1 protein-coding gene is annotated in these 465 nt (G+C 72.3%); it reads left to right on the forward strand.

Going from position 1 to position 465, the window contains the following annotated elements; genetic code table 11:
* A partial coding sequence (locus tag A612_RS07520; protein ID WP_019373892.1) for a peroxiredoxin occupies window positions 1–430 on the forward strand: 430 nt, incomplete at its 5' end.
* Window positions 431–465: the final 35 nt, after the last annotated feature.

Genomic DNA, 465 nt, shown 5'->3' on the forward strand with positions numbered 1-465 from the left:
CCCCCCCCAGCCGGTGCAGGTGCGGCAGGCGGCGGCCGGCAAGACCATCGCGCTGTTCGCCGTGCCCGGCGCATTCACGCCCACCTGCTCGGCCCAGCACGTGCCGGGCTTCGTGGAACACGCCGATCAGCTCAAGGCCGCCGGGGTCGATGAGATCTGGTGCGTCTCGGTCAACGACGCCTTCGTCATGGGCGCCTGGGCCGAGGACCAGAAGACGGCCGGCAAGCTGCGCATGCTGGCCGACGGCGACGCCGCCTTCGCCCGCGCCACCGGGCTGACGCTGGACCTGAACGGCAAGGGCCTGGGCCTGCGCAGCAACCGCTACTCGATGCTGGTCAAGGACGGCAAGGTGGTGCAGCTCAACGTCGAGGCGCCCGGCAAGTTCGAGGTCAGCGACGCCAAGACACTGCTGCAGCAGGCCAGCGCCTGAGGCGGCGCGGCGGCCGCGGCGCCTGCGTTGCCGCC

It is taken from the genome of Melaminivora alkalimesophila, assembly GCF_000282995.1.
In the GTDB taxonomy this organism is placed as follows: Bacteria; Pseudomonadota; Gammaproteobacteria; order Burkholderiales; family Burkholderiaceae_C; genus Melaminivora; species Melaminivora alkalimesophila.